27 protein-coding genes are annotated in these 25,245 nt (G+C 67.7%); 13 read left to right on the top strand and 14 right to left on the bottom strand.

Translation table 11 applies throughout. The features are described from left to right. Window positions 1-3: 3 nt before the first annotated feature. The 6 genes from GGQ87_RS14610 to GGQ87_RS14635 form a co-directional block, all read right to left on the bottom strand. Window positions 4-828 (bottom strand): carbohydrate ABC transporter permease, encoded by an 825-nt coding sequence (locus GGQ87_RS14610; protein ID WP_168048974.1) that lies wholly within the window; start codon window positions 826-828, stop codon window positions 4-6. Continuing rightward, entirely contained in the window at window positions 825-1,784 is a 960-nt protein-coding gene (locus tag GGQ87_RS14615; RefSeq protein WP_245161626.1) for a carbohydrate ABC transporter permease, read from the bottom strand. The genes GGQ87_RS14610 and GGQ87_RS14615 overlap by 4 nt, the downstream gene beginning before the upstream one ends. Then, a complete protein-coding gene (locus GGQ87_RS14620) occupies window positions 1,781-3,052 on the bottom strand; it encodes an extracellular solute-binding protein (RefSeq protein ID WP_209282571.1) in 1,272 nt (423 codons plus the stop codon). Before GGQ87_RS14620 ends, GGQ87_RS14615 begins: the two co-directional genes overlap by 4 nt. Beyond that, window positions 3,049-4,497, bottom strand: coding sequence for a glucoamylase family protein (locus tag GGQ87_RS14625; RefSeq protein ID WP_168048976.1), 1,449 nt, complete (start codon window positions 4,495-4,497; stop codon window positions 3,049-3,051). Before GGQ87_RS14625 ends, GGQ87_RS14620 begins: the two co-directional genes overlap by 4 nt. An 89-nt stretch (window positions 4,498-4,586) precedes the next feature. Beyond that, window positions 4,587-7,574, bottom strand: a complete 2,988-nt coding sequence (locus GGQ87_RS14630) for a TonB-dependent receptor (RefSeq protein WP_168048978.1) — start codon at window positions 7,572-7,574, stop codon at window positions 4,587-4,589. After that, on the bottom strand, window positions 7,571-8,647 hold the full coding sequence (locus GGQ87_RS14635) for a LacI family DNA-binding transcriptional regulator (protein WP_168048980.1): 1,077 nt from the start codon (window positions 8,645-8,647) through the stop codon (window positions 7,571-7,573). Before GGQ87_RS14635 ends, GGQ87_RS14630 begins: the two co-directional genes overlap by 4 nt. Before the next feature lie 257 nt (window positions 8,648-8,904). On the opposite strand from GGQ87_RS14635, the gene GGQ87_RS14640 reads away from it, so the two are divergent. Further along, on the top strand, window positions 8,905-10,266 hold the full coding sequence (locus GGQ87_RS14640) for a GH1 family beta-glucosidase (RefSeq protein WP_168048982.1): 1,362 nt from the start codon (window positions 8,905-8,907) through the stop codon (window positions 10,264-10,266). A gap of 3 nt (window positions 10,267-10,269) precedes the next feature. On the opposite strand, the gene GGQ87_RS14645 is transcribed toward GGQ87_RS14640, so the two are convergent. Then, window positions 10,270-11,748 carry a carboxylesterase/lipase family protein gene (locus tag GGQ87_RS14645; protein WP_245161628.1) on the bottom strand — a complete coding sequence of 493 codons (1,479 nt, stop codon included), beginning with the start codon at window positions 11,746-11,748 and terminating at the stop codon, window positions 10,270-10,272. Between the two features lie 195 nt (window positions 11,749-11,943). Here GGQ87_RS14645 and GGQ87_RS14650 point away from each other — a divergent pair, with 195 nt between their 5' ends. Together GGQ87_RS14650 and GGQ87_RS14655 are read left to right on the top strand one after the other, a co-directional pair. Next, window positions 11,944-13,452, top strand: a complete 1,509-nt coding sequence (locus GGQ87_RS14650) for a sensor histidine kinase (protein WP_245161630.1) — start codon at window positions 11,944-11,946, stop codon at window positions 13,450-13,452. After that, the gene (locus GGQ87_RS14655; protein ID WP_168048986.1) at window positions 13,449-13,826 is read left to right on the top strand and encodes a response regulator; all 378 of its coding nucleotides are present in this window, start codon (window positions 13,449-13,451) and stop codon (window positions 13,824-13,826) included. The genes GGQ87_RS14650 and GGQ87_RS14655 overlap by 4 nt, the downstream gene beginning before the upstream one ends. Here the strand turns inward: GGQ87_RS14655 and GGQ87_RS14660 are convergent. Further along, complete coding sequence (locus GGQ87_RS14660) at window positions 13,823-15,412, bottom strand: phytoene desaturase family protein (protein ID WP_168048988.1); 1,590 nt, start codon at window positions 15,410-15,412, stop codon at window positions 13,823-13,825. The genes GGQ87_RS14655 and GGQ87_RS14660 overlap by 4 nt on opposite strands. A 25-nt stretch (window positions 15,413-15,437) precedes the next feature. Further along, window positions 15,438-16,262: a DUF817 domain-containing protein gene (locus tag GGQ87_RS14665; RefSeq protein ID WP_168049328.1), complete on the bottom strand. Its 825-nt coding sequence runs from the start codon at window positions 16,260-16,262 to the stop codon at window positions 15,438-15,440. Window positions 16,263-16,422: 160 nt separating this feature from the next. Between GGQ87_RS14665 and GGQ87_RS14670 the strand changes: the two genes are divergently transcribed. Together GGQ87_RS14670 and GGQ87_RS14675 are read left to right on the top strand one after the other, a co-directional pair. Next, entirely contained in the window at window positions 16,423-16,695 is a 273-nt protein-coding gene (locus tag GGQ87_RS14670; RefSeq protein ID WP_168048990.1) for a hypothetical protein, read from the top strand. Continuing rightward, window positions 16,692-16,955 carry a hypothetical protein gene (locus GGQ87_RS14675; RefSeq protein ID WP_168048992.1) on the top strand — a complete coding sequence of 88 codons (264 nt, stop codon included), beginning with the start codon at window positions 16,692-16,694 and terminating at the stop codon, window positions 16,953-16,955. The genes GGQ87_RS14670 and GGQ87_RS14675 overlap by 4 nt, the downstream gene beginning before the upstream one ends. Window positions 16,956-17,006: 51 nt before the next feature. Here the strand turns inward: GGQ87_RS14675 and queF are convergent, their stop codons facing one another. After that, on the bottom strand, window positions 17,007-17,468 hold the full coding sequence (queF, locus tag GGQ87_RS14680) for a preQ(1) synthase (RefSeq protein ID WP_168048994.1): 462 nt from the start codon (window positions 17,466-17,468) through the stop codon (window positions 17,007-17,009). 65 nt (window positions 17,469-17,533) lie between these two features. Between queF and GGQ87_RS14685 the strand changes: the two genes are divergently transcribed. The 8 genes from GGQ87_RS14685 (at window position 17,534) to GGQ87_RS15595 (ending at window position 21,793) form a co-directional block, all read left to right on the top strand. Then, window positions 17,534-17,890 (top strand): energy transducer TonB, encoded by a 357-nt coding sequence (locus GGQ87_RS14685; protein WP_168048996.1) that lies wholly within the window; start codon window positions 17,534-17,536, stop codon window positions 17,888-17,890. Window positions 17,891-17,914: 24 nt separating this feature from the next. After that, window positions 17,915-18,841, top strand: a complete 927-nt coding sequence (locus GGQ87_RS14690; protein ID WP_168048998.1) for an NAD(P)H-dependent flavin oxidoreductase — start codon at window positions 17,915-17,917, stop codon at window positions 18,839-18,841. 28 nt (window positions 18,842-18,869) lie between these two features. Continuing rightward, the gene (locus GGQ87_RS14695; RefSeq protein ID WP_168048999.1) at window positions 18,870-19,568 is read left to right on the top strand and encodes a TorF family putative porin; all 699 of its coding nucleotides are present in this window, start codon (window positions 18,870-18,872) and stop codon (window positions 19,566-19,568) included. A 37-nt stretch (window positions 19,569-19,605) separates the two neighbouring features. Then, window positions 19,606-19,815 (top strand): hypothetical protein, encoded by a 210-nt coding sequence (locus GGQ87_RS14700; RefSeq protein WP_168049001.1) that lies wholly within the window; start codon window positions 19,606-19,608, stop codon window positions 19,813-19,815. Window positions 19,816-19,983: 168 nt separating this feature from the next. After that, window positions 19,984-20,196, top strand: coding sequence for a cold-shock protein (locus GGQ87_RS14705; protein ID WP_168049003.1), 213 nt, complete (start codon window positions 19,984-19,986; stop codon window positions 20,194-20,196). A gap of 208 nt (window positions 20,197-20,404) precedes the next feature. Next, window positions 20,405-21,019 carry a fasciclin domain-containing protein gene (locus GGQ87_RS14710; RefSeq protein ID WP_168049005.1) on the top strand — a complete coding sequence of 205 codons (615 nt, stop codon included), beginning with the start codon at window positions 20,405-20,407 and terminating at the stop codon, window positions 21,017-21,019. Window positions 21,020-21,244: 225 nt separating this feature from the next. Continuing rightward, complete coding sequence (locus tag GGQ87_RS14715) at window positions 21,245-21,457, top strand: cold-shock protein (protein WP_168049007.1); 213 nt, start codon at window positions 21,245-21,247, stop codon at window positions 21,455-21,457. Window positions 21,458-21,532: 75 nt separating this feature from the next. Further along, a complete protein-coding gene (locus GGQ87_RS15595) occupies window positions 21,533-21,793 on the top strand; it encodes a hypothetical protein (RefSeq protein ID WP_168049009.1) in 261 nt (86 codons plus the stop codon). On the opposite strand, the gene GGQ87_RS14725 is transcribed toward GGQ87_RS15595, so the two are convergent. The 4 genes from GGQ87_RS14725 to GGQ87_RS14740 are packed head-to-tail and all read right to left on the bottom strand — an operon-like array spanning window position 21,790 to window position 25,240. Then, a complete protein-coding gene (locus GGQ87_RS14725) occupies window positions 21,790-22,956 on the bottom strand; it encodes a cystathionine gamma-synthase (RefSeq protein WP_168049011.1) in 1,167 nt (388 codons plus the stop codon). The two genes, GGQ87_RS15595 and GGQ87_RS14725, sit on opposite strands and share 4 nt — an antisense overlap. Next, a complete protein-coding gene (locus GGQ87_RS14730) occupies window positions 22,953-23,699 on the bottom strand; it encodes a dienelactone hydrolase family protein (protein ID WP_168049013.1) in 747 nt (248 codons plus the stop codon). Before GGQ87_RS14730 ends, GGQ87_RS14725 begins: the two co-directional genes overlap by 4 nt. Then, window positions 23,686-24,492, bottom strand: a complete 807-nt coding sequence (locus tag GGQ87_RS14735; protein WP_168049015.1) for an alpha/beta hydrolase family protein — start codon at window positions 24,490-24,492, stop codon at window positions 23,686-23,688. The genes GGQ87_RS14730 and GGQ87_RS14735 overlap by 14 nt, the downstream gene beginning before the upstream one ends. Before the next feature lies 1 nt (window position 24,493). Next, window positions 24,494-25,240 (bottom strand): dienelactone hydrolase family protein, encoded by a 747-nt coding sequence (locus GGQ87_RS14740; protein ID WP_168049017.1) that lies wholly within the window; start codon window positions 25,238-25,240, stop codon window positions 24,494-24,496. Window positions 25,241-25,245 lie beyond the last annotated feature (5 nt).

The following is a 25,245-nucleotide window of genomic DNA, read 5'->3' on the forward strand; positions in this document are numbered from 1 at the left end:
ACCCTAACCCTTCACACTGCCCGCCAGCATGCCGCGGATGTAGTAGCGCTGCAGGGCCAGGAAGAGGATCAGCACCGGGGCGACCGTGATCACGGCCCCGGCCATCATCATCTCGACGTCCTGCACATGCTCCCGCGACAACGCCGCCAGCGCCACCGGCAGGGTATAGTTCGACTGATCCGTCAGGATGATCAGCGGCCACAGGAAGTCGTTCCAGCTGCCGAGGAAGACGAACAGCGCCAGCGTCACGATGATCGGCTGCAGCGTCGGCAGCACCACGCGGCGGAAGATCTGACCCTCGCTGGCCCCGTCGATCCGCGCCGCCTCCAGCATCTCGTCGGGGATCGAGAGCGAATACTGCCGCACCAGGAACAGACCGAAGATCGACGCCAGCCACGGCACCAGCGCCCCGGCGTAGGTGTTCACCAGACCCATCCCCTTCAGCATCAGGAACAGCGGCAGGGTGCCGATCTGGGCCGGCACCACCAGCGCACCGACCAGCAGCTGGAACACCCGCTCCCGTCCCTTGAACCTGAGCTTGGCGAAGGCGTAGCCCGCCGGCACGGTGAACAGCAGCGCCAGCCCGGTCGCCAGCGTCGCCAGGGCGAAGCTGTTCCACAGATACCGCCCCATTCCCTGCGTCACGAACAGGTCGCGGTAGTGCTCCAGCGTCCAGGTCCTAGGCAGCAGCGGCGGCGGGAAGGTCGCGGCTTCGCCTGTCGACATGAAGCTGACCGACACCATCCACGCCAGCGGGAACAGCACCAGCAGCGCGATGAAGGCCACGCCCGCGTTCAGCAGCAGGCTACGGATGCGGCGACCGCTCATTCGTAGGCCCCCATCCGCTTCGCCACCGCCAGCTGGACCAGCGTCACCGCCAGAATGCAGATGAACAGCACGAAGGCCACCGCGCTGGCGGAACCGAGATTCCACCATTTGAAGCCCTCTTCGTACATGAAGTAGAGCACCGTCACGGTCGACTGCGCCGGTCCGCCCTGGGTCATCACATAGGGCTCGGCGAACAGCTGGAAGAAGCCGGCGACCGAGATGATCGAAACCAGCAGCAGGGTCGGCGCGATGGCCGGCAGGGTGACGTTGGTGAACCGCTTCCACGCCCCCGCCCCGTCGATCCGCGCCGCCTCATAGAGGTCGTCCGGCACGGTTTGAAGAACCGCGAGGAAGATCAGCATGTTGTAGCCGAAGATCTTCCACACCACGAACATCAGGATGGCCGGAATGGAGTTCTCCGGCTGGCCCAGCCAGTCCACCGGCGGCAGGCCGACGCTGGCGATGGCCCAGTTGATGACGCCGTAGCGGGTGTGCAGCAGGTAGTTCCACAGCACCGCCGTGGCGACCAGAGTGGTCACATAGGGGGCGAAGAACATCACCCGCCACAGCGGCCGCCACTTCACCACCCGCGCGTTCAGGATCACCGCCGCCGCCAGCGACGCCGCGATCGACAGCGGCACCCCCAGCACGGCGAACAGGCCCGTATTCTTCATAGCCCCCCAGAACAGCGGATTGGCGAACAGCCGCTCGTAGTTTTGCAGGCCGACGAAGCGGACGTTGTGCAGGTCTGCCAGCGCATAGATGTCGAAGTCCGTGAGGCTCAGCAGCAGGGCCGCGAACACGGGAATGGCGAAGAAGACGCCGATGGCGATCAGCGCCGGCGCGACGAAGCCCCACGCCGCCCGCTCGCGCGACAGCGCCGTGCCCGGTCGCCGGCGCGGCGGGGCGGCGGCCTCGGCCTCGACCTTGGCCATATTCAGCCGGACGTCGGTCATGCCCTGCCCCGCTCCATCATCCAGCGCCGCTTCTCCAGCAGCCGGTCGGCGCGACGGTCGATCTCGGCGCCCGCGGCCTCGGGCGTGTACTCGCCGCGGACCATCCGCTCGGCCACGATCTGCATCTCGGTGACGATCCGTTCCCACTCCGGCACCTTGGGTACGGCCTTGGCGCGCGACAGCTGGCCCTTGAAGGCGGCGATATAGGGATCGTCGGCGACCGACGGGGTTGCCCAGGCGCTCTCCCGCGCGGGAAGGTCCCCGGTGATGACATTGAACCGCGCCTGCACCGCCGGATCGGACAGGAACCGCACCAGCTTCCACGCCGCCTCCTGACGCGGCGACGAGCGATAGACCACCAGCGATGACCCGCCCGGCGCCGAGGCTCCCGGCCCTGTCGGGCCCGGTACGCCCGAAGTCATCCAGCGAGTCTCCGGCTTCAGCCGGTTCTTGAACTCGCCGATGGTCCATGGACCGGAGAAGTAGAAGCTGAACCAGCCGCGCTCGAACTCGGTCCAGACGTTGGATATCTGCGCGGCCGAGGCCACGGGCGCGAGGCCCTCGTCGAACAGGCTCTTGTAGAAGGCCAGTGCCGCGACGAACGACGCGCTGGAGAAATTTCCGCGCGTGTCCTCATCCTTCAGCAGCGGCTCCTCGCCCTGAAGGCCGAAGGTCAGCAACTGCTCGAACTCGTTCAGCGGCAGCAGGACAGCGAACTTGTCGGCCCCCGCCCGCCGCTTGACCGCGTGCATAGCCTCTTTCCACCCGACCCAGGTCTGCGGCACCGCGCCGTGGCCCGCCTGCTCCAGCAGATCGCTGCGGTAGAACAGCAACCGCGTATCGACATACCAGGGCGTGGCCACCGGGCGTCCGTCGATGCGGTTCGTCTCCAGCACGGCCGGGAACTGGTCCGTCAGCAGGTCGCCTGCGACTGACGGCAGCGGCGAGATCGCGCCGATGGCCGCCATCTCCGACACCCAGGTATTGCCGACCTGGCTGAGGTCCGGCAGCGAGTCGCCCGCATAGGCCGTCAGCAGCTTCTGGTGCGCCGCCGTCCACGGCAGGGCCTGGACATCCACCTTGATCCCGGGGTTCAGCCGTTCGAACTCGGGCAGGATCTGCGGGACGTTCGTCGCCTCATTGCCCATGGCCCAGAAGCTCAGCCGGGTGATCCCGTCGTCACGCCTTCCGCAACCCGCCAGACCAGACGCCGCCGCCCCGGCCATGAGGCCGAGCGCCGTCCGACGATCCGGCCGCGCTTGCGTCATGCCCGGTCCAGCCAGCCGCCGGTGAAGCCGGCCCGCTTGAGCCCCCGCACGAGGTTGGCCTCCCGTCGCATCCGCCGCCAGACGGCGTCGGAGCGGGCGTTCTCGATCTGGATCACGATCGGCCCCTGATCGATGCCGAGGTAGTCGCCGTCGACCCAGCCCACGCCCGGCACGATCCGGCCATGCTGCAGGCGGCCCTGACGCTCGGTCAGGGTCGGGTTGAACGAATCCATGAAGCCGAACTCGGTGTAGATGCCGGCTCCGTAGCGCGCCTTCATCGCCTTCAGGCAGGCCGTCACCTCGGCCGGAGCGAAGGGGAAGGAAGCCATGGCCGCCGTGGGCGCGATGGTTCCGTCGTCGCGCTCGCCCGGCCCACGGGCGGAATAGCTGAAGAACTCACGCTCGCGCCCGGCGATCGTCTGTTTGAAGTCGCCCGGGCCGTCGCAGGCGGTCAGGCCCCAGACGTCGGCGGAATAGCCGGCCCAACCCATCGGGTTGTCGACGGCGTATTTCCGCTGCGCCTGAACGGCCCGCTCGCTGTTGATGCGGTAGTCGAACATCTCGCCCGTCTGGCGGATTTTCGCCCGCGTCCAAGGGTCGTGAATGCCGCCGAAGTCGACATACATGTGGCTGTACTGGTGACCGAACAGCGGCGCGAACGCGAGGTGCGCCGGGCCCCATCGGTCGGTCCAGCTCTGGTCATAGACGCTGCACCACTCATCCCAGACCGCGGCCGGGACCGGATGCGTCGGGCTGCCGATGGCCAGCAGCAGGACCAGCATGCCCTCGTTGTAGATGTGCCAGTCAGAGGGGATGAAACCGGTCTCGGGATGCCAGCCCATCGAGATGCGGTTGGGCCGCACCACGGCCCAATCCCACTCCACCCGTTCGTAGACCGCCTGCGCCAGCCGCCGGATCTCGGCCTCGTCGGCATGGTCGCCGTCGAACCACTGCGCCGCGAACAGCATGCCGCCCAGCAGCAGCGTGGTATCGACGGTCGACAGTTCGGTGCGCCCGAACCGGTGGCCCGTCTTCATGTCGAGGAAGTGGTAGAAGAAGCCCTTGTAGCCTGTGACCCCGGTCGCCTGCGGCCCCTGCGGCGCGTCATGGAAAAAGCGGATGGTGTTCAGCGTGCGCTGACGGGCCTCCTCCCGGCTCATCCAGCCCCGCTCGACCCCGATGGGCCAGCAGGTCAGGGCGAAACCCACCGCCGCGACAGAGCAGAACGACTCCGTCGGCCAACGGTCCGGGGTGAGGCCAGTCTCGCGCGGCGTCACATGCACGAACCAGTCGAAGGTCCGCTTCTGCAGTTCGTCGATTTCCGGATCGATCCGTGGCGGGGATGTCCCCATGTCGCCGATGGCCTGCTGGATCGCGCAACCGGACAGGCCCAACACGGCCGACGCCGCGACCGTGGAGCCCATCAGAAACCGGCGTCGATCCATGGGCTCCATCCTCATACTCAAAGACTGGTTCGTCAAAGAAATCGGCCGCCCCCCGCGCATGGCGGGAGGCGGCCGTCAGTTTCAGCCGATCAGAAGCTGTAGCGCAGACCGACCTGCAGGCTGCGCGTGGGCAGGAACTGGGCCCGCGGATCGCCGTAGTCGGCGGAGCACAGGCACTGCTCGAAGCCCGAGTAGTTCTTGAAGTTGAAGACGTTGATGGCGTCGACGATCAGTTCCAGATTCTGGCCCGGGATGAACTCGAAGGACTTCGTCAGGCGCAGGTCCAGCTGACGGTAGGCCCAGGCGTTCGGGATGATGAAGCTGTACTTCTCGGGACGGCCGCCGTTCCAGCAGATGTCCGGGTTCGACGGATCCGGCCGCGGCGCGGACGGGCAGACGAACTGGGTGAACGGCAGGCCGGAGCCCAGCGTCAGGATGCCCGACAGGCGGAAGTCCATCGGCAGGCCGACAATACCGGAGGCCACGATGCGGTGACGCTCGTCCTGGTTGGTCGGGTAGAAGTACGACTGGCCGGGGGTGTTGTAGTCGAAGTCGAACCCGCCGATGCCGCCGTCGCGGCTGCCGTTCCGTTCAGCGTCCGAGAGGGTGTAGCTGAAGGACATGCCCCAGCGGTCTTCCGCGTTGTAGGGCTTGTCGACAGTCAGATACATCGCCTTGAACGTCTGCTCCGCGTCGTGGTTGGAGAAGAAGATCAGGTTGCGGAACTCGGGGAAGCCGACCGAAGTCGGCGTCGGGCCGCCGAAGCGGTTGCCGGTCTCCGAACCCGCGTTGGCGATGTACCAGGCGAACAGGTTCTCGGTCTTGCCGTAGGCGAAGGTCAGCGCCGTCTGGAAGTCGCCGAACTTCTGGCGGACACCCAGGTTGTACTGATCCGTGCGCGGCGGCTCGGCGTCGTTCTTGACCAGGAAGACCTCACCCGCACCCGGCGCCGCCGCCAGCAGCGGGTCCAGCCCGGCCGGCGTCAGATAGATCGGGTTCCAGGCGACGGTATTGACCCCGCCCCGCATGCCGCCGGCCTGCGAGAAGAAGATCTCCTTGTTGAACTGGGTCGGCTTGAAGCGCTCGTCGAAGGCGAAGTTGAAGCCGATCCGGTCGTAGTAGCGGCCGGCGCCGCCGAAGATCACCGTCCGCTCGTCGCCGAACACGTCGTAGCTGAAGCCGATCCGGGGCTGGAAGGCGCCGGTGAAGGCGTCGCGGCCGTCGGTCACATAGTCAGCCGGGTCGAAGTACGACGGGAAGTCGTAGCCCGGCAGGTTCTGGATGGCCGTCAGCATGTCGCGGATGTTCTGCGGCGTCTCGTAGTCGTTGTTGACCGCGTTGTCCTCGTAGTCCCAGCGGATGCCGAGGTTCAGTTCCAGCTGATCCGTGATCTGCCAGTCGTCCTGCAGGTACAGGCCGATGACGTTGTTCGTCACGTCCGCGGGGGCCACCAGTGCGCCAAGCTCGACCCGCACCGGAATGTCGATGCTGCCGTTGATCTCCGGACGGGCGTCGACGTCGAAGATGAACTGCGGGTTCCGGCCGAAGCGCTTGTCCACGTAATAGTTCTGGTTCGAATATTTCACGCCCAGCTTGACGGTGTGCATGCCGTTCCAGTCGATGTCGTGGAACGTCAGGTCATCCTTGAACGTCCAGTTGGTCTGGCGGATGTCCTGGTTGTTGCTCTGCCCGCCGGTGTTGAACACCGTGTCCTCGCGGTTGAACACATTGTACTGGAAGCCCGGAGCCGGGTTGTCGTCGCGGAAGATCACATACGACCGGCCGTAGTCGCTGAAGTTCAGCGCCGTCGGGTTGTAGGTGTACTCGTAGAAGTCGAGTTGCGCTTCGTTGAGGAAGTTGTCGGCCTGGAACTGGTGACGGGCCACGACCGAGATCGTCTCGACGTTCACCGCATTGGCGCGCGAATAGGCGTTGATGCCGCCGAAATCGCGGATGTCCTGCTCGGTGCGGTAGGTGGCGCTGATGTCCAGCCGCTGGCGGTCGTCGATCGACCACGACAGCTTGCCGAAGAACAGATCTTCCTCGAACGGAGCGTCGAAGGTGCCGGTGTCGGCGCCGAACAGCGGCGCATACGCCGCGCGGTTCAGAACAACCGTGTTGCGGCGAGTCTCGTCCTTGCGCTCATAGGCGCCGAAGAAGTGCAGCCGGTCCTCGATGATCGGACCGCCCAGCGAGGCGCCGTACTGCAGGCGCTCGACGCCCACTTCGCGGCCGAAGGCGTCTTCCTGGGTCCAGCCGGCGTCCTGATAGGTGACGAAGGCGTCTCCGGAGAAGTCGTTGGTGCCCGAACGCGTCACCGAGGTGATGATCGAGGACGAGGCCTGCTCGTACTCGGCCTTGAAGTTCTGGGATATGACCCGGAACTCCTGGATGGCGACCTGCGGGAACGGGTTGCCGCGGCTGTCGTCCTGACCGCCCACGCCGCCGTCGATGATCGTCGACTTCTGGTTCTGGCCGTCGATGAAGACGTTGATGGCCGAAGCGCCCTGACCGCCGGCGGAAATGGTCCGCTCGGTCTCGCCTTCCGTCACGCGCACGCCCGGAGCCAGGGCGGCGAAGTTCAGGAAGTTGCGGCTGATCTGCGGCAGGTTGTTGATCTGGGTCTGGCTGACGTTGGTCGCCACTTCCGAGGTACGGACCTCGAAGATGCGGCGGCCGGTGACGATGACGTCGCCGACATCCGTCGCCCCATCCGCCACGACGGTCGAGCCGGCGCCGACATCGAGGTCGAGCGTCGCCACCTGACCCAGCGAAACGGTCACGGTGTCCTCGACGGACTGACCGTCCGCGGTGCTCACCGAGATCTGGTAGGTGCCCGGACGGAGGCCCGGAATGACATAGCCGCCGTCCGCGCCGATGCGGCCGCGGCTGACGTAGCCGGTGGAGACTTCGGTCGCGGTGACCGTGCCGGCGGTTTCGACGGCCTGGCCTTCATAGACGGTGCCGCGGAGGGTCGAGCTGGCGACCTGTGCGGATGCGCCGCCGGCCGCGGCCAGCGAAATCGCGACGGCGAGGGCCGATGCGGCCCCCAGATACACTTTGGACTTGCGGGTCATTGCGGGTTCTCCCCCTTCAGAGATGATGTGCCGGCGGCTTCGCGGGCGCGTTCGCCGGAGTTGGTTCGGGCCTGTGTCGCCGGGTTGCTTGACGGGCGTACGACCAGTTCGGGCCGGACGACCTCGCAGGCGGTGTCGGCGACGGCTTCGCCCGCTGCGTTGATCAGGCGGACGAGGCGCTCGAGCGCGCTCCGTCCGGTTTCTGCGATGTTGATTCTGAGCGTGGTAAGGCCGGGCCGCATCAGGCCCGCGATCGGCACGTCATCGAAGCCGACCAGAGCCACGTCGTCAGGCACGGACAGGCCTGCGTCCTGCAGCGCCAGCATGGCGCCCACCGCCATCATGTCGTTGCCGGCGAAGATGGCGTCGGGACGGTTCCGGCCGGCGACCAACTCAGCGCCCGCCCTGTGGCCTGAGGCCTGGGTAAAGGCGCCCTCGACCACCGTGGTCGGCAGGTCGGCGTCGGCCATGGCCTGCAGATAGCCGGCGAGCCGGGTCTCGGCCTCAAGGTTTCCGGTCGGACCCGAGATGTGCGCGATGCGCCGCCGTCCGGTGGCGATCAGATGCTCGACCGCCTGAACCGCCCCGCCGTGGTTGTCGACGACGATAGACGGACGGCCCGCGTCGGCGCCGCCGTTCATCAGCAGGATCGGCAGGCGACCAGCGAGGCTGGACGCCAGATTGGCCGCGTCGAGATGGGGCGACAGCACGATCAGGCCGTCCACCCGCCCGCGCATCGAGCGGATCGCGGCCGACGCCTCTTCCGCGTCGTCGTGCGAACTGGAAACGATCAGGTGATAGCCGAACGCCCGCGCCGCCACGTCCATGCCGCGGATCAGCTCGGAGAAGAACTCGCCGTACAGGTCCGGCAGGATGACGCCGATCGTCTGCGTCTTGCTGGTCGACAGGCTGCGCGCGCCGGAGTGGGGCACGTACTGCAGCGCCTCGACAGCCTCCAGCACCTTCTTGCGGGTCGAATCGGTGACCGGGCCGGCCCCCGTCAGCACGCGGGACACCGACGCCACGGACACATCCGCCCGTTCAGCCACGTCACGGATCGTGGCGGCCTTCATGCCGCCCGTTCCGCACGGGTTTTCGGGGTCGCCCAAGGCGCCAAAGTCTCACTCCCTGACAGGCCTGCAGTCCCGGCCCGCTTTCCGCGGGTCCGTCCGACAATTCCGTGTAACCGATTACATGACACACTAGCCATCGGCCCCGCAAGTGCCCTAGTTTGGACACATCGAGGTTGTGCTCACGGCGCTACACGCATAGGCGTTACCGCCCTCCCCGAGCCCTCTGTCAGTCAAATCGCGTCTCACGAGCCTTACACATGACCACGGAAACCGCCGGCAAGTATCTGTTTCCCGAAGGCTTCCTGTGGGGCGCGGCGACCGCCGCCTATCAGATCGAAGGCTCGTCAATGGCCGACGGAGCCGGCGCCTCGATCTGGGATCGGTTCAGCCACACCCCGGGCAATATGAAGGACGGCGACACGGGCGATGTGGCCTGCGACCACTACAAACGGTGGCGTGAGGACATCCAGTTGATGAAACGGCTGAACCTCCAGGCCTACCGATTCTCGGTGAGCTGGAGCCGGGTGATGCCGGAGGGCCGCGGGGCCATCAATCCGAAGGGCATCGACTTCTACGACCGGCTCGTAGACGGCCTGCTCGAACAGGGCATCGAGCCGCTCTGCACCCTCTATCACTGGGACCTGCCCGCGGCGCTCGACGATCGCGGCGGCTGGCTCAATCCCGACATCGCCGACTGGTTCGCCGACTATGGCCAGGTCCTGTTCGAGAAGTTCAAGGGCCGGGTGAAGACCTGGGGCACGATCAACGAGCCGTGGGTCATCGTCGACGGCGGCTATCTGCACGGCGCCCTCGCCCCCGGCCACCGCTCGGCCTTCGAGGCCATGATCGCCGGCCACAATGTGCTGCGCGCGCACGGCGCCGCGGTGAAGCGTTTCCGTCAGGTGGGCGAAGGCAAGATCGGCATCGTCCTCAACATCGAGCCGAAATACCCCGCCTCGGACAAGCCCGAGGACGAGGCCGCCCGCCGCCGCGCCGAGGCCCAGATGAACCGCTGGTTCCTCGACCCGCTGATGGGCCGCGGCTATCCGGAAGAACTGAAGGACGTCTATGGCGAGGCCTACCGCGAGTTCCCGCAGGAAGACTTCGACCTGATCGCCCAGCCGACCGACTGGATGGGGCTCAACTGGTACACCCGCGCCGTCCCCGAGAACGCGCCCGACGCCTGGCCGACCCGCTCGCGGCCGGTCAAACAGGTCCAGCACGCCCACACCGAGACCGGCTGGGAGGTCAATCCCCCCGCCCTGACCGACACCCTCGTCTGGCTGCACGAACAGACCGGCGGCAAGCTGCCGCTGATGGTCACCGAGAACGGCTCGGCCTGGTACGATCCGCCCCACGCCATCGACGGGCGCATTCACGACCCGATGCGCGTCGAATACCTGAAGAACCACCTCAAGGCCCTGCACGACGCCATCGGCAAGGGCGTTGACGTGCGCGGCTATATGGCCTGGTCGCTGCTCGACAATCTCGAATGGTCGCTGGGCTATTCCAAGCGGTTCGGCATCACCCACGTGAACTTCCAGACGCAGGAGCGGACCATCAAGGACTCCGGCCTGCTCTACGCCGAGGTCATCAAGACCCACGGCGGGGTACTGTAGGCGTCAGCGGATCCGGTCGTAGTAGGCCTCGATCAGGTCCAGCCGTTCGCTGAACGGGACCGGCTTCGCCACCGGCCCATCGTTGGTGAACTCGAGCAGCGTGTCCGGCGCGCGACCGAACTCCGGCCACGCCGGGCGCGCGCCGCCGTTCGGATCGCCCTTCGCGGCGAACGTCGTCCAGTAACCCGCCATGGCGTCGGCCGCCCGCTGGTCCATCTCCGCCGTCGGCCACGGCGAGGCGGTCAGGGTGTCGAAGACATACTGCCGCTCCGACGCATGGGTCGCACCGGCATGCGGCTCGGGCATCGCCGCCGAAACCACGTCGAACCGGTACAGCCAGGTCGGATGCCCGTTGCGGGCGTGCAGCCGCGCCAGATGGCGCGCCGGTTCGTTGAAGACGAGATCGCTCAGCACATTCGCGTCATAGCCCTCCTGCCCGCCGTAAGCCGTCACGAACGCTGTCCGCTCCGCCTCCGTCATCGCGTCATCGATGGCGCCGTAACGGCTGATCTCGGACGGCTTCATCCACCAGAACTCGGCGCTGTTGGTGCCGATGATCAGCGGCACGGACGCTTCTCGGCCCGCGGCGAAGGCGGCCTCCACGTCCTCGCTGACGTACGTTCCGTCGGCGACCAGCAGATCGCCGCCGTAAAAGCTGGGCGCGGGAGTGAGAAAACTCCGCCTCCCCAAGTTCCGGAGTTGATCCGCGGTCGCGGAAGGCAGCCCTATCGAGGCGGCGAACGCCTCTCCCCTCACGTGCATCGAAGACCCTCCGTCCCGCCGCGGCCGGTCCAGAGGCGTACCCTCGTCACGGCCGAGCCCCGACTGCACCGCAGCCCGGTGGAACAGTCCGCGCGCTTCCGGTGAAATCATCAGCCGCGTCACCAGCGCACCGCCCGCCGACTCCCCGAAAACGGTGACGTTGTCTGGATCGCCGCCGAAGGACGCAGCGTTCTCCCGCACCCAGGCCAAGGCCACGATCACGTCCATCAGCCCATAGTTTGCCGCCGGCTCGCCCGGCGCCCGCTCGGCCGCCAGCGCCGGATGGTCGAAGAAGCCCAGCCGCCCGAGCCGGTAGTTGATCGTCACCACCACGACGCCGCGCTTCGCGAGGTTTGTGCCGTCGTACAGCGCCGCCGTGCCGGACCCGTTGTTCAACCCGCCGCCATGGATCCAGAACATCACCGGCAGCGGCGCAGTCTGGTCCTTTGGGCGATCCACCGGCGCCCAGACGTTCAGTGTCAGGCAGTCCTCGCTCCGCGGCTGCGCCCCGACCCCGTTGTCGCCGTTGGCCGGCGGCTGGATGCAGATTGCCCCGAACTGCCCCGCATCCCGCTCGCCGTCCCAGCCGTCAGCCGGCCTCGGCGCTCGCCAGCGGAGATCGCCGACCGGCGGCTGCGCATAGGGCACGCCCTTGAAGCTGCGCACCCCGTCCGCCTCGCGCCCGACCAGCACGCCCTGCCCGACCGTCGCGCGGGGCATTGGATCATCCGGACCAGTCGGTGAGATCATCAGAAGGGCCGCCGCCAGAAGGGAAACCATGGACATGGCGGCAGACTAGCGGCGCCTCCGCCGCTTCCCCAAATTGCAAAACGCGCAGGACGCGCGCGGATCATGAAACCTATGCGCGCTCATGGCGTTAGTGCGCCGGGCACGGCGGGGACACGTTTGATAGAGTTGGCGAAATCGGGCGGCCTGGCGGTCGATCTGGCGAGCGCGTTCGACGCCTCGCCCAATCCCTATGTGCTGCTCACGCCCGACCTGCGGATCGCCGGCGTAAATCAGGCCTATCTGGACGTCACCCACACCACGCGGGAAGGCCTCATAGGCCAGCCCCTGTTTTCGGCCTTCGATTCCGGGCCGGGCGACGAGGCCCCCGAGAACGTGCGTCAGGTGCGGGAATCCCTCGAGCGGGCCCGGGACACCCGGCAGCGGGATCATCTGGCCTTGGTCCGGTTCTCCATCCCCGTCCGCCTTCAGGATGGCCGCGAAGTATTCGAGGACCGCTACTGGAGCGCCACCCACACGCCCGTGCTTGACGAGCGTGGCGGAGTCGTTTTTCTGCTCCAGCACACCACTGACATCACCGAATTGCAGCGGCTCAGGCAACAGAGTCGCCGGACCGGTGCGGTCACCGCTCTGGACTCGATCCTTGGCGGAGCCGTTCTGGTCCGCGCCGAACAGGTGCAGGAGGCCAATCGCCGCCTCGAGACCGAGCGCAACCGGTTGCTTGAGATGTTCATGCAGGCGCCGGGCTTCGTCTGCGTGCTGACCGGGCCAGACCACGTCTTCCAGATGCACAATCCCGCCTATGCCCAGTTGATCGGGCACCGCGACATTACCGGCAAGCCGGTCAGGGAGGCCCTGCCGGAGATCGTGAATCAGGGCTACGCGGAGTTCTTGGACTCTGTCTACGCCACGGGAGAGCCCCACGAGGGCCGCGCCAGTCAACTCCAGCTGCAGCGCACGCCGGGCGCGCCTCTCGAAACCCTCTATCTGAACTTCGTCTATCAGCCGATCCGCGACAGCGCCGGCGCCATTGCCGGCATCTTCGTCCAAGGCCATGACGTCACCGAGTCCGTCCGCGCCGCCGAGCGTCAGAAGCTGATGATCGACGAGCTGAACCACCGTGTGAAGAACACCCTCGCCACCGTTCAGTCGATCGCCATGCAGACCGCCCGATCGCACGCCGACCCCCGCACCTTCGCCGAGGGTTTCCAGGCCCGCCTGCTGGCCCTGTCCCACACCCACGACCTGCTCACCCGCAGCCACTGGGAGGGCGCCGGCCTCGGCTCGATCCTCGAGCATGAGACCGAGGCGCACGGGGCGCACCGGGTCTCGGTGGCCGGGCCCCCGGTGCCCCTGCCCCCCGCCGCGGCCCTTTCGTTCGGCATGATCTTCCACGAGCTGGCCACCAATGCCGCCAAATACGGGGCCCTGTCGGTCCCCGGCGGCCGCATCATGGTCGACTGGGCCCTCGCCAATCAGGCGAACCCCCGCCTCGAACTGACCTGGCGCGAAATCGACGGTCCGGGGGTGATCCAGCCCGAACGCAAGGGCTTCGGCAGCCGGCTGATCGAACGCAATGTGCGCCACGATCTGGCGGGCGACGTCAAACTCGACTACGCAGCCGACGGTTTCGTCGCGACATTCTCAATTCCGCTGGACAGGGAGCAGGCCACATGAGCCAGGGTTTTGCAGGTCGCCGCGTGCTGATCGTCGAGGACGAATCGCTGGTCGCCATGCTTCTGGAGACCATTCTCGAGGACATGGACTGTGTGCCGGTGGGCCCCGCCTCCACGGTCGACGAAGGCCTGCGCATGGCGCAGGACGAAGAGCCGATCGACGCCGCCCTGCTGGACGTCAACGTCGCCGGCAAACAGGTCTTCCCCGTCGCCCAGGCGCTCAAGGACCGCGGCGTCCCCTTCGTCTTCTCGACCGGCTACGGCGAAGGCGGCCTGCCCGACGAATGGCGCGGCCAGCCGACCCTGCAGAAGCCGTTCACAGAGGCCGCCGTCCGCGACGCCCTGATAAAGGCCATGGGTCTGGCGGACGTCTAGGCCCGGCGTCCGAGACCCTTGAGCACCGCCCGCGCCGCGTTGTGACCCGGCGCGCCGGTGACCCCGCCGCCCGGATGCGCGCCTGATCCGCACAGATAGAGACCCGGGACGGGCATCCGGTGATCGGCGTGCCCCAGCACCGGTCGGGCGCTGAACAGCTGGTCCAGCGTCAGCCGTCCGTGGAAGATATCGCCGCCCACCAGGCCGAACCGCCGCTCCAGATCGCGCGGCCCCAGCGCCAGCCGCCCCACCACCGATGCCTTGAACCCCGGCGCGTGGGCGTCGACCGTGTCGATCATCAGGTCCGCCACCGTATCGCGGTGCTCATCCCCCAGCGTGGGATCGACGTGCTGGCAGAACAGGCTGGCCACATGCTGTCCGGCCGGCGCGAGACTGTCATCCAGCGTCGAGGGGATCAGCATCTCCACGATCGGCTTCGACGACCAGCCGTTCAGCCGCGCCTCGGCATGCGCACGGTCCATGTAGTCCAGCGTCGGGGCGATGATGATGCCCGCCGTCAGGTGATCCCCCTGCCCCGGCAAGGCGGTGAAGTTCGGCAACTCCGACAGCGCCACATTCATCCGGAAGGTGCCGGACCCAGACTGATAGTTCCCTATCCGCTCCCGGAAATCGGCCGGCACGACCGCGTCGTCCACCAAGGTCTCGAACAGCAGCCGCGGATGCAGGTTCGACACCACGGCCCGGGCCCGCACCGTGTCTCCGCCGGCGGTGACCGCTCCGACCGCCCGCCCTTTCTCCGTCAGCACCTCGGCCACGGCCGTATCCAGCCGCACCTCGACGCCCAACTCGGCGCACGCATTGGCCATGGCCTGGGTGATCGCCCCCATGCCGCCCAGCGCATGACCCCACACGCCCTTGCGTCCGTTCACTTCGCCGAACACATGGTGCAGCAGCACATAGGCCGAGCCGGGCGTGTACGGGCTGGCGTAGTTCCCCACGACGCTGTCGAAGCCGAACAGCGCCTTGATCGGATCGCTCTCGAACCAGCCGTCCAGCCAGTCGCCCGCCGATTTGGCGAACAGGTCCAGCAGGTCGCGCCGTCCCTGCACGTCCAGCCCCGCCGCCTGCCGCCCCAGCCCGCCGGCCTTCAGCAGCTCCGGCAGCATGGCCATCCAGCCGCCCTCCACCACATTCGGCGGCGCCTTCAGGATCCAGTCGCGCAGCACCCCCGCCACGACCTCCAGCCGCCGCTCGTACTCCGGCAGCCGCTCCGCATCCTTCGCCGAGAACTTCGCCACCTCCCCCTGCGTCCGCCCCTCCCCCGCGAGCAAATAGCGGCCGTCGTCGAACGGCAGGAAGTTCGAGACCTTGCGCTCGACCACCGTCAGGCCGTGCCGCGCCAGCTCCATGTCCGCGATGACCTTCGGGTTCAGCAGGCTGACCGTGTAGCTGGCCGTCGAGTTGCGGAAGCCGGGATGGAATTCCTCCGTCACAGCCGCCCCGCCGACCACGTGCCGCCGCTCCAGCACCGTCACCTTCAGCCCGGCCCGCGCCAGATAAAAGGCGCACACCAGCCCGTTATGGCCCCCGCCCAGAATGACGACCTCGGTGTTCGTGATTGTCATGCGGCCTCCCCCTGCGAGCGGTCTATCACGCGCCCGGCTCAGCGAAAGGCTCCGGCTCCGGCCGATGCACGATCGACACCAGCACGATCGAGATGATCATCAGCAGGAACCAGCTTCCCAGCTTATCGACCCCGACCATCTCCCATCCGTCCGCCTGTCCCGGATAGGCCCAGGCCCGGCCGAAGGTCGCCAGATTCTCGGCCAGCCAGATGAACAGGGCCACGAGGAAGAAGCCCAGCAGCAGCGGCATCCGCCGCCGCACCCGGTCCGCCGTGAAATAGAACCAGCCCCGCCCGAACAGCACCGCCGTCGCCGCGAACAACGCCAGCCTCACATCCACCAGCCAGTGATGAGCGAAGAAGTTGACGTAGATCGCCGCCGCCAGCGCCCAGGTCGCCCACAGCGGCGGCCAGCGCCTCACCCGGATGTGAAATATCCGCTGCACCCGCGCGATGTAGCTGCCCACCGCCGCGTACATGAAGCCCGAGAACAGCGGCACCATGCCGATCCGCAGCACGCTGTCCTCGGGATAGAGCCACGATCCGTGCGCCGTCTTGAACAGCTCCATCACCGTCCCCGCTATGTGGAACAGGAAGATGACCCGGGCCTCCTCCCAGCTCTCCAGCTTAAGCGCCAACATGGCGGCCTGGATCGCGAGCGCGCCGACCACCAGAAAGTCGTAGCGCGACATCGGCGCCTGATCCGGCCAGAGCAGGTGCGTCCCAACGATCAGCACGAGCATCGCCCCGCCGAACAGGCAGGCCCAACCCTGCTTCAGCCCGAACCAGAGGAACTCATAGGCCCAGCGGCGGACGCGCGAGCGGTCGGCCCAAGCCTCCGCCTCCGCCATCAGACGGCGGCCCCAAGCTTCCAGCGGCAGGCGGATCGAGTCGCTCACAGGCCCAGCCTAGGACAGCCATCCGCCCGCGCCTCGTGGAATATCGGTGCAGATCGAACGCGGAACCGATCAGCCTGCCCTCGTTTGTAGGCGCAGACCGCAGGAGCCGCCCATGCCTGAATCCACCTCCGACCGCCCCAGCGACACCGAAGCCGCGCACCAGCCGCCCGCCCGGCCCATGGCCGGCGACGGCCGCGAGCACCTCGACCAGAATTTCGCCAGCCACGTCGAGGGCGCCGAGCGGCGCGACCCCGGCCGCGGGCCGACCCACCAAGCGGATTCCGACACGACCGCCGGCGGCGCCGTCGCCGACGCCCTGCCTGACGACGCTGTCGCGGAAAGCGGCGAGGACGTCGCCATCAACGCCTCGGACGCATCCCGGTGACCCGCCCGCAGGACGAGTCCGAAGGCGAGGCCGACGAGATCGCCGACGCCGGCGCCTTCGTTCAACAGGTCTCGCCCCGCGCGGGCGGAGAGGCCGCGGCCAACCGCGAAACCGACAGCGGCGGCGGCTACAATGAGCAGCAGGACGCTCGCCTCCTGCACGGACAGGCCGCGACGGCCGCTGACGCCGGAACCGTCGCACCCGACCAGACCCGCGCCCAGGACGAGGTCGGCTCCGCCAACAGCTCATCCAGCCACTAGGTTGAAGCACGGGCGCGGCCGTTGCGCCGCCCCTCGTCAGGTCCCGCTGCCTCAGCCCCGTCCGCGATAGGTGGGCACGCCCTGATCCGGCAGCCACAGGCCTTCCGGCGGGGCGCCCGTCTGCCAGAACACATCGATCGGAATCCCGCCCCGCGGGTACCAGTAGCCGCCGATCCGCAGCCATTTCGGCTCAAGCAGTTCCGCCAGCTTCCTGCCGATGGCGACGGTGCAGTCCTCGTGGAAGGCCCCGTGGTTGCGGAAGCTGGTCAGGTACAGCTTCAGGCTCTTGCTCTCGACCAGCCACTCGCCCGGCGCATAGTCGATGACGATGTGGGCGAAGTCCGGCTGACCCGTCACCGGGCACAGGCTGGTGAACTCGGGCGCCGTGAACCGGGTCAGATAGAGGGTGTCCGCATGCGGGTTCGGCACCCGCTCCAGCACGGCGGTTTCCGGGCTCGTCGGGGCGGTGGTCATCTGGCCGAGCTGGTTCAGGCCGGAGGTGTCGGTGGTCATGGCGGGGAGGTTTCGGCTTGCGGGCGCGGTAAGCGCAGGGGCATGAAGGTCGTAGGCGAGGACATATGACCATGCGGACCGCATTTCAAAGCCTGCGAACGCTCATCGCTCCTGCCGCGATCCTTCTTGGCCTCACGGCTTGCGCCACGGACACGGATCGTCCCGGCTCATCCGCCGGGATCGCGACCCTCGATTGTCAGATTTTGGGCGATGGAAGCCTCACCGACTGCCGTATCGTCAGCGAGACGCCGCGCGGGTCGGGCTTTGGCCAGATCGCCCTCGAAAGCACGCCACACGCGCGCATGTCGATGCCCCTGAATGGCAGGGCGGGTAGCCGGGTAAGGTTCACCGTCCGGTTCGACGACCCGAACTCCCCCGGTCAGCCGGATTTGCCTTCCCCGGCGGCGCCCGGCTATCCGTAGCCAAAGACAACTCTGGGGGACGTCATGGCCATTCCGGCATCGCTGCAAAACGGACTGAAGCTGCCGGTCATCGCCGCGCCGATGTTCCTCGTCTCCGGCCCCGATCTGGTCGTCGAGTGCTGCAACGCCGGGGTCATTGGCACCTTCCCGTCCCTGAACCAGCGCACCACCGAGGGCTATCGGGAGTGGCTGCACGAGATCAAGGGACGGCTGAACCCCGACGCCGCCGCCTTCGGGGTCAACCACATCGTCCATCCGACCAATCCGCGCCTGATGGCCGACATGATGGTTTCGGTCGAGGAGAAGGTGCCGCTGATCATCACCTCGCTGGGCGCGGTCCGCGACGTGGTCGACGCGGTTCACGGCTACGGCGGCGTGGTCTTCCACGACATCGCCAACGTGCGTCACGCCCGCAAGGCGGCGCAAGCGGGTGTCGACGGCCTGATCCTCGTCGCCAACGGCGCAGGCGGCCACGCCGGCGTGGTCAACCCCTTCGCCCTGGTCGAGGAGGTTCGCGGCTTCTTCGATGGGACCATCATCCTGTCGGGCTGCCTGTCGACCGGTCGGGACGTCGCCGCCGGCACCATGATGGGCGCCGACTTCGCCTATATGGGCACCCGGTTCATCTCGACGACGGAGTCGCAGGCCCAGCCCGAATACAAGCAGATGATCGTCGAGGCCGGCGCCTCGGACATCACCTATACGCCCGCCGTCTCGGGCATCCCGGCCAACTTCCTGACCCCCTCGCTGGTCGCCAACGGCATCGACCCGAAGACCCTGCCCGAGCACAAGCTGGACATGGCCGATGAAGCCAAGGCCTGGAAGACCGTCTGGTCAGCCGGTCAGGGCGCCGGCGCGGTCCACGACGTCCTGCCCGCTGGGGCCCTGGTTCGTCGGTTGCAGGACGAATATTCGCAGGCCTGTGACAAATTCTACAAGAACCGTCACTAGACCGGCCTCGTTCAAACGAGGCGAATCGATGATCCGTGCGCTGACGACCACCGCCGCCATGGCCGCCCTGCTGGCCTGCGCCGCGCCTGCCGCCGCTCAGGACGGGAGCATGGGCTCCTGGTCCTTCGCCGTCGGCGCCGCCACCGACAACCGCTCCAAGGACGTCTCCAAGTCGGACGGCGAACCCTTCGTCTGGGGTGAAGCCGAATGGGAAAGCCCTTCGGGCTTCTTCTACGCCGGTCCATCGTTCGAGACGATCAAGGCCTCGACCGGCTCCGACCTCGAGGTCGCGCTGGCGGCGGGCATCCGCCCCGAGTTCGCCGGCTTCGACTTCGATCTCAAGGCCGAACACAAGTGGCACGTGGGCGCCAATCAGGGTGCGGACGACGACGCCTGGGAGTTCACGGGCGACATGAAACGCTCCATCGGTCCCGCCAAGGCCCGCCTGCGCCTGCAGTATTCGCCCGACGGCACCGGCTCGACGGAGGCCTGGAGCTGGGCCGAGGCCCAGGTCGGATGGGACTTCAACGAAAAGCTGTCCGCCTCCGCCGCCGTCGGCCGCCGCGAGCAGGACAACAGCGTCGACTACACCGGCTACAACATCGGCCTCAACTACGCCCTCACCCGCAATCTCGAGGGCGAGCTGCGCTGGTACGGTACGGACGCGGACGTTCCGGGCGAGCAATACGCCGATACTCTGGTCGCCGGGCTCAGCTTCTCGTTCTGAGGCTCGCAATCCGCGCTCGTCATGCCTACCTAGGGGTATGACTCACAGACCGACCACGCTCGAACGCGCCTATGAACTCGCCCGCGAGGGCCGGTGCCGCACCGTCAGCGATATCAAACAGGCCCTCTCCGCCGAGGGTTTCGACCGCATCCAGGACTCCCTCTACGGCCCCACGCTCAGCGCCGCCCTGCGCAAGCTGTGCCAGGAGAACTACGTCGCGCCCGCCGAGGACGAAACGGCCGGCTGAAGGCTCTGCCTTGCTTTCGACGCGGGGACAGTCCACAACCCCGGTCGTCGATCTCTTTCTGCGAAACGCCATCCCTCTGCTTTCGCACTGAGGTCTAGCCGCTCCTTTTAGACCCGACAGGCCTCCAGGGGCTCTTCCCTGAGGCCAACGCCAAACGGAGGTCTAAACATGGCTACCGGCACTGTGAAATGGTTCAACGGCACCAAGGGCTACGGCTTCATCCAGCCTGACGACGGCGGCAAGGACGTTTTCGTCCACATCTCGGCCGTCGAGCAAGCCGGCCTGCGCGGCCTGGATGAAAACCAGAAGGTTTCCTACGAAATCGAGCGCGACAAGCGTTCGGGCAAGGAATCCGCTGGTCAGCTGAAGACCGAGGGCTGAGTTCAGGCGCCGGTCTCCGGCGCATGACTTTTCCGGCGGCGGCGGATGCGAAAGCGTCCGCCGCCGTTTTGCTGTCCGGGCGCGCCCGTACGCACGAGGCGCCATTCCGGATGTCGGGTGTGGCCAGTGGCCGCGGCGGTGATCCACCGGAGCCGCCCGCTCGTCTCTCTCACCGAGCCGCACAGACGGCCGCTCAGGAGAGATACAGATGATGCTTACCCCCTCGCGCACCGTTCTCATCGTCGGCGTCGCCGCCGGCGCCATCTTCGCCGCGGCCTGCTCGCCGGCCGAAACCGCCCCCGCGCCGGCCGCGGCCGAGCCCGCCGCCCCTACGACGCAGGAGACCGTCATGGTCGGCGGCGCGGCCATGTATCCGAACAAGACCATCGTTGGGAACGCCGTGAACTCGGCCGATCACACGACCCTGGTCGCCGCCGTGACCGCCGCCGGCCTCGTCGAGACCCTGTCGGGCCCCGGCCCGTTCACCGTCTTCGCCCCCACCAACGCCGCGTTCGCCAAACTGCCGGCGGGCACCGTCGAAACCCTGACCCAGCCGGCCAACAAGGCCACCCTGACCAAGATCCTGACCTATCACGTCGTCCCCGGACGCATCGCGGCCGCAGATCTCATCCAACAGATCCAGGCCGGCGGCGGCAGCGCCCGTCTGACCACCGTCGAGGGCGGCGTCCTGACCGCCTCCCTGCGCGGGAACGCCGTCATCCTGACCGACGAAAAGGGCGGCGAAGCCACCGTCACCCAGGCCGACGTCTTCCAGTCCAACGGCGTCATCCACGTCACCGATACGGTCTCCATGCCCAACTAGTGGAGACCTGCCCCGGGCCGACCTTCCTTCCCTCCACGGCCCGGGGCGTTTTCGCCTTACCCTTGCTATTCGTGCGGAAAGCGCCCACCTGAGGCCCGTCGATCTCTCTGCGAAACGCTGCTGTCCCTTTGCATCGCGCACCGAGGTCCAACGCCGATCCCATTCAGACCCGACAGGCCGACCCGGAACCTCTTCCGGCGGCCAACGCCTAACGGAGGTCTCAAAATGGCTACCGGCACTGTGAAATGGTACAACTCCACCAAGGGCTATGGCTTCATCGCCCCCGATGACGGCGGCAAGGACGTGTTCGTCCACGCTTCGGCCGTCGAGGTCTCGGACCTGGGTTCGCTCAACGAAAACCAGAAGGTCTCGTACGAGATCGAGCGCGACTCGCGCTCGGGCAAGGAATCCGCCGGCCGCCTGAAGGCCGCCGAATAGTTTCCGACTGACGGAAGGGCCGGCCGCCGATCACGGCGCCGGCCCGACCACCGTATCCCTGTTCTGGAGATCGCCATGACCCCGCTTGCCGACATGATCCCCGCCATGAGCGACCCCGACCTGAAGGCCCTGCGCGCTAACGCCGCCCGCCTGTCGGAGTCCGGCTCCGCGGTCCAGATGAACACCGCCGCCGAAATCCTTCCCCTCATCGACGCCGAAACCGCCCGCCGCGCCGCCGCTCCGACCGCCACGGTCAAGAAGGCCCGCGCCCCGGCGAAGAAGAAAGTCGTCCCGGCGACCGGTCACCAGACCGCCCTGCCCGACAAGGCCGCCTAGACAGTCAGCGCCTGATCCAGGTCTGCGATCAGGTCCTCGACCTCTTCCACACCGACCGACAGCCGGATCAGGTTCTCGGTGACTCCCCCCGCCTCGCGCACCTCCTTCGGCACGCTCGCGTGGGTCATGATCGACGGGTGGTTGACCAGGCTCTCCACGCCGCCGAGCGACTCCGCCAGGGTAAAGACCTGCACCCGCTCCAGCACCTGCTTGGTGCGCGACAGGTCGCCGTCGATGATCGCCGTGACCATGCCGCCGAAGCGGCCGTTCATCTGCTTCGCCGCCAGATCGTGCTGCGGGTGGCTGATCAGCCCCGGGTAGATCACCTTCGCGATCCCCTTGCGTGCCTCCAGCCAGCGCGCCACCGCCAGCGCGTTCTCGTTGTGCGCCTTCATGCGCAGGCCCAGCGTCTTGAGCCCGCGGTTGGCGAGGAAGGCGTCGAACGGCCCCATCACCCCGCCGATGGAGTTCTGGAGAAACTTGATCTCCTTCGCCAGTTCGGCGTCGCCGGTCACCAGCGCCCCGCCGATGATGTCCGAATGGCCGTTCAGGTATTTGGTCGCCGAGTGCATGACGATGTCCGCGCCTAGCTTCAGCGGCTGCTGGCTCCACGGCGTGGCGAAGGTGTTGTCCACCACCAGCTTCAGCCCGTGCGCCTTCGCGATCTTCGACAGGCCGGCGATGTCCGCCAGCTTCATCAGCGGATTGGTCGGCGTCTCGGCCCAGATCATCCGCGTCTTCGGCGTGATCGCCGCCTCGACCGCCGCCAGATCGCTCAGATCGACATAGGCGAAGTCCAGACCCATCGAGCGCCGCCGCACCCGCTCGAACAGCCGCCATGACCCGCCGTACAGGTCGTCGCCGGTGACGATGTGCGACCCGGCGTCCAGCAGCTCCAGCGCCGTAGCCGTCGCCGCCATGCCGCTGGCGAAGCCGAAGCCGTGCGTGCCGCCCTCCAGATCGGCCAGACAGGCCTCGAACGCCTCCCGTGTCGGGTTCTTGCCCCGCGCGTATTCATAGCCCTTGTTCACGCCCGGGCTTTCCTGGGCGTAAGTCGAGGTGGCGTAGATCGGCGTCATCACCGCGCCCGTCGTCGGGTCGGGCCTCTGGCCGGCGTGGATGGCGCGGGTGGAGAAACCTTGGCTGTTCTTCAGCGAACTCATGCGGTGTCCTGATCGGGGCGGCCGATGTTGCCGCCGTAAAACGCCGCCGACAGCTGGAAGATCTCCAGCCATTTCGGCGCTGTGAACAGATGGTCGGAGTCCTGCAGAACTTCCACCCTCACATTGATTTCGTGTTCCCTCAGGAAGTCGACCCAGGCCGCCGTATTGCGCGGCAGCACATGGGTGTCGCCGTCGGCCCGGATCACCAGCACCGGAATGCGCCGCCTCGGCACGCGCGGCGTATAGACGTCCGTCCCGCCCGCCAGCCCGATCGCCGCCGCTGCCCGGCTGTTGCCCAGCGCCCCGTCCACCGCGACGTAAGACCCCAGCGAATAGCCGAACATCGCCGTCCGCCGCCGGTCCACGCCGCGCTCGATGAACCAGTCGATGGCGTGCTCGCCGACGTCCCGCCACGCCTCCATCATCCGCTCCGGCCGGATGCCGTCGTCGGGGAAGGCGTCGGTATAGAGCGGCGTCAGCACCTCATAGCCGTCGCCCGCGAACCGCATGGCCAGCTGGTGCCACGGTCCGCGGTTGGTGATCCGCCCGCCCGAGCCGTGCATCATCACGATGGCCGCCCGCCGTCCCTCGCCCACTGGCCGGTAGTGGATGGACCGGATGGTCTTGTCGTGGCTCTGGAAGGTCATGCCTTCGTAACTCGGTTCGGGCGCCGCCTCCTGCCCCCAAGCCTGTCCCGCCAGACCCGCCGCGGCCGCCGCCGCCAGAAGGCTACGCCGGTCCATTGTCCGCCTCCGCCCTTCCCTCGAGGAAGGTCCGCGTCCGGGCGAACACGTCGCACCAGGTCCGCAGATCATACTGGTGGCCAATGAAATCCAGTGGCTGGACATCCACCGCCGCCCCCGCCTCGCGCAGCGTTTCCGCCAGCCGCCGGGTCGAGCGCACCGGCACGGCCTCGTCGCGTTCGGCGTGCAGCAGCAGGACCGACACGTCGCGACCCGCCACGCTTTCGGTCACCTCGCCGCCGCCCGCAGCCAGCACCGCCGAGCGGATCGGGCTGTTAGGATCGGTGACCGCATCCGCCGCGACGAAGGCGCCTCTCGAATAGCCCCACAGCGCCACCTCGGCCGGCTTCACCCCCGGCTCGGCCGCCAGCGCCGCCGCAGCGTCCAGCGCCACCTGCCGCCACAGCCGCCGCGTCACCGTCGGCCGTCCCTGATCGGGCGAGGCCGCGTCGAAATAGGCCGGCAGCATCACCAGATAGCCGCGCGACGCCAGCTGGATGGCGTGGGCGTCGAACAGGATCGAGTTCATCTCGAACCCCGTGCCGCCGTGCAGCAGCACGATGGCCGCCCCGTTCACCTCTCCGCGCGGCGTATAGAGGTACGCCCGGATGTCCCGACCCCGGCTCTCGAACGAGATCAGCTCCCGCGTGGCCCGCACCGGCACATCGTCGGTGCAGCCCGAAATCCCCACCTGCGGCGGGCTTGGCGGCGTCTGGGCCGCGCCCGACGAAGCCCCGGAAAGCAGCACGGCCGCGCCGGCCACCGCCACCGTAAAGAACGCCCCCCGCCTCATCTCACGCCCCTTCCCCGATCACGGTCCGGTCCAGAAAGGCCCGCGTCCGCCCGAAAATGTCGCACCAGGTCGGACCGTCGAAGCCGTGCCCCTCCCAGTCCAGCGCCTGAACCTCCACCATGGCGCCCCGGTGTTGCAAGTCGTCGCCCCAGCGGCGGGTGGACGCCGGAGAGATCACCGGGTCGCGCCGGGCGTGGATCAGCAGCAGCGGAACCGCCCGCCGGTCCCGTCCCGCCTCGCCCGCGTCCAGCCCGCCCGCAACCGACACGGCGGCCGCGACCCCGTCCGCCTCCATCGCCGTCTCGCCCGACAGAAAGCCGCCCAGCGAATAGCCCCACAGCGCCACCCGTCCGGCCTCCATGCCCGGCTGCTCCGCCAGCCATGCCGCGCCGTCACTCGCCGCCCGACGCCAGACCCTCATGTCACGGGCGGTGCGCCGCGCCTTGCCCGGCTCGGCGTCGTAATAGTTCGGGACCAGCACATGATAGCCGCGCGAGGCCAGCTGGATCGCGTGGGGATCGAAGGTCGCCGCATCGGACCCCAGCCCCCGGGCCCCGTGCAGCAGCACCACACCGGCTCCATTGGCGCGCACCGGCCGATAGATCAGCCCGCGCACCGTCGCCGCGCCGCTGGTGTAGCTGACCTGCTCCCGGCTCGCCGCCTGGGCCACATCGTCCGCGCAGGCGGCCTGCGCCGCGGTCGCCGCCGGCCACATCAGCCCCATCGCGACCGCCAGCAGCCACCGCATCATCG

The organism is Brevundimonas alba (assembly GCF_011927945.1).
GTDB classification, from domain to species: Bacteria; Pseudomonadota; Alphaproteobacteria; order Caulobacterales; family Caulobacteraceae; genus Brevundimonas; species Brevundimonas alba.